General features: G+C 45.2%; 1 protein-coding gene. It reads right to left on the bottom strand.

Features of this window, described 5'->3' with window-relative positions; all coding sequences use genetic code 11:
* The coding region (locus tag AC6UDG_RS07460) for a hypothetical protein (protein WP_500706955.1) at nucleotides 1-341 on the bottom strand (341 nt) is incomplete at both ends.

The following is a 341-nucleotide window of genomic DNA, read 5'->3' as shown; positions in this document are numbered from 1 at the left end:
CACTTTACTTTGTTAGTATTGGCAGCATTTTTCACAGTGACAAAACCATACGTAAAGTGATCGGAGTTTGGATCAACCCAAGGAACACCATAAGACTTGTAGTCTGGATCACTAACAGTGATCTTAAATGGTTCAGCAGCAAGATCAGTAGTGGCATTCTTTAGCTGATTCTGGGGATCATTGGTGGCTAAGGCTGCCGCAGTTTGCTTCATGGCTGCTGCTTGATCATCAGTCTTTTGGTTGGCAGCTACCACAGCGTCTTGCTTATTTGCTGTGTTATCACTTGTAGCTGCCTCCTGGTCAGACTTTTGATCAGCTGATGGGTCCTTTAAGGCATCGGC

The sequence above is a fragment of the Fructilactobacillus sp. X2R1C1 genome (assembly GCF_059901435.1).
This window is presented reverse-complemented; position numbering and strand designations above follow the sequence as displayed.